The 2,503-nt window shown below is 44.5% G+C and carries 3 protein-coding genes; 1 reads left to right on the plus strand and 2 read right to left on the minus strand.

Annotation, left to right across the window (positions count from 1 at the left end; translation table 11 throughout):
- The coding region (locus IM479_RS12780; RefSeq protein WP_071784045.1) for a transposase at nucleotides 1-112 on the plus strand (112 nt) is incomplete at its 5' end.
- Nucleotides 113-316: 204 nt separating this feature from the next.
- Here IM479_RS12780 and IM479_RS12785 read toward each other — a convergent pair.
- Both IM479_RS12785 and secY read right to left on the minus strand, forming a co-directional pair.
- The gene (locus tag IM479_RS12785; protein WP_287078895.1) at nucleotides 317-883 is read right to left on the minus strand and encodes an adenylate kinase; all 567 of its coding nucleotides are present in this window, start codon (nucleotides 881-883) and stop codon (nucleotides 317-319) included.
- A gap of 70 nt (nucleotides 884-953) precedes the next feature.
- Nucleotides 954-2,273 carry a preprotein translocase subunit SecY gene (gene secY / locus IM479_RS12790; RefSeq protein ID WP_286825771.1) on the minus strand — a complete coding sequence of 440 codons (1,320 nt, stop codon included), beginning with the start codon at nucleotides 2,271-2,273 and terminating at the stop codon, nucleotides 954-956.
- Nucleotides 2,274-2,503 lie beyond the last annotated feature (230 nt).

The following is a 2,503-nucleotide window of genomic DNA, read 5'->3' on the forward strand; positions in this document are numbered from 1 at the left end:
GGTCGAGGGAATCAACAATAAACTTAAACTAATAAAACGAAGAGGCTATGGCTTTAGAAACTTTCGGAATTTTTGGGTTAGAAGTATGTTATCTTGGCATCTTGTCTGTTGATTTAGCATAAAGAGTAACGAAGAGCCGAATTATTTTTAATAAATTCCTAAGAAAAGATAAATATTGCGAAGTGTAAATTTAAATATTCTCAACTATTAAAGCTTGTTTTATATAAAAAACTTATAAAAAGTTGTAATTTTTACTGACTGATTACTGATTACTGATGACTGATGACTGATGACTGAATTGATTCTGAGGGAAACTTTAAACAGGAGTGACAACTGCTGTTAAAGCCGCCGTAACCGCGTCCATCGGTTGATTACCGTCGATATGGTTAAGAGTCCCTTTTTGGCTGTAATAATCTAAAACGGGGGCAGTTTGGTCGATATAAACCTGTAGGCGACGGGAGATCGTTTCTTTAGTATCATCTTGACGACCGCGTTGCATGAGACGCTCAATTAAGACCGTATCTGGTACAGCCAAATTAACCACATAGGTGTAACTATCGGCCAATTCTTCCAGTAATGCGTCTAAAAAGCTCGCCTGTGTCACCGTGCGGGGAAAACCGTCAAGAATCCAACCCTTAGCACTGTCAGGCTGTTTTAAACGTTCCTGAATTAAACCTAATAACAATTCATCGGGGACTAATTCGCCCTTTTCCACATAAGCTTGTGCTTGCTGACCAAGTTCTGTCTTCTCTGTAATTGCTTGACGCAAAATTTCACCGGTAGAAATATGGGGAATCGTCAGAGATTCCGCTAATTTTGCCGCTTGGGTCCCTTTTCCCGATCCGGGCGGTCCCAAAAATATCACACCGATCCGTTTGCTCATGGATTAAATATAGGGTTTTAAGGGAAAAAATAACCAGTAACCGCTAAAAGGTCACTGGTTAACTATCTAACTACTGTTTAATCATGTCCTCATAGCGTTGAGACATGACATAGGTTTGAATTTGTTTGGCGGTATCGATCGCCACCCCCACCAGAATTAACAGGGAAGTTGCCCCCAAACCGCGAAAAGTGGTGACACCGGTAGCGCTTTCTACTACAGTCGGCACAGTAGCCACCAAACTTAAAAAGAGAGCGCCCAAAAGGGTGAGACGATTCAGCACCCCTTCCAGATAATTAGTAGTAGCGGTTCCCGGTCGAATCCCCGGAATACTGGCCCCCATTTTTTTCAGGTTTTGGGACATATCTTTGGGGTTAACGATCAGGGAAGCGTAGAAGAAACTAAAACCGAGAATTAGTAAGCTATAAAAAGCCACATAACCCCAACTATCGGGACGCAGGGCATTAACCAACTGGACTAAAACCTGACCGACCGGGTTATCCGTGGGTAAAGCTTGCACCAATTGGAAAGGTAACACCAAAACTGCCGAGGCGAAAATAATCGGCATCACGCCCCCTTGATTGAGTCGTAGGGGTAGATAACTGGTTCTTTCCCGATAGAGACGACGACCGACCTGACGACGGGCAGAAACAATCGGAATCCGACGGGTTCCTTCCTGAACAAAAACAATGCCGATAATCATCACCAAGAAAACCAGCAAGAGAATCACCACTTGAGCGATCGCTTGTCGGCCACCCTGTTGAGCAAAAGTAATCGTATCACCGAGGGTTTTCGGTAAAACAGCGACAATATTCACAAAAATCAGCAAAGATGCTCCATTTCCCAGACCGCGTTCCGTAATCAGTTCCGAAATCCACATCACGAACATAGAACCGGCCACTAAAGCGAGAACCGTAGCAGCGATCGAGGGTAAAGTTCCGTCCACAACGCCGTTAGCCACCAATAAACCGAGAGTAATGCCGATACTTTGAATAATTGCCCAACCAAAGGCAATATAACGGGTAATTTGGGCAATTTTTCGCCGTCCTGCTTCTCCTTCATTTTTCTGTAAATCTTCCAAAGAAGGAAGGGCAGCGGTGAGCAGTTGCACGATAATTGAGGCGTTGATATAGGGAAGAATGCCGAGGGCAAAAATCCCTAACGTCGATAATCCTCCCCCGGTAAACAGGTCAAGGATTCCCAACGCGGCGTTACTTTGAATAATTTCTGCTAATCTTGCCCGATCCAAACCGGGTATCGGTACAAACATCCCAAAACGGAGCAGAATCAGTAAACCCAATGTAACCAACAAGCGACCGCGTAAACCGGCCGCCTGTGCCATTTGCATAAACGTTTCCTGTGCCGTGGGAGCCTTATCACGACTGACGACCATTAACAGTTACCTCTAGTGCAGTTTTTTTATGGGAAAAAGTAATCGAGGGGGAAAACTTTCTCGATTTTTTTAAGATTTCCCCTGTCTTTATTTTGACATCCTCACCGCCGTAAACGGACGGTGATTCCCAAACCTCACGATTTAGGTTTCTGCTTCTTTCCCTTGCGGGGTTCCGCACCTGCCTTAACAGATTTACTCTGTTCTGGTCTTATGGTCGCTCTACAGACTGA

Origin of the sequence: Microcystis sp. M165S2, assembly GCF_020245885.1 — a bacterium.
Taxonomy (GTDB): domain Bacteria; phylum Cyanobacteriota; class Cyanobacteriia; order Cyanobacteriales; family Microcystaceae; genus Microcystis.

Coding starts and splice junctions, on each gene's coding strand:
- IM479_RS12785 (WP_287078895.1), bottom strand. CDS start 883: ATGAGCAAACGGATCGGTGTGATATTTTTGGGACCGCCCGGATCGGGA.
- secY (WP_286825771.1), bottom strand. CDS start 2,273: ATGGTCGTCAGTCGTGATAAGGCTCCCACGGCACAGGAAACGTTTATG.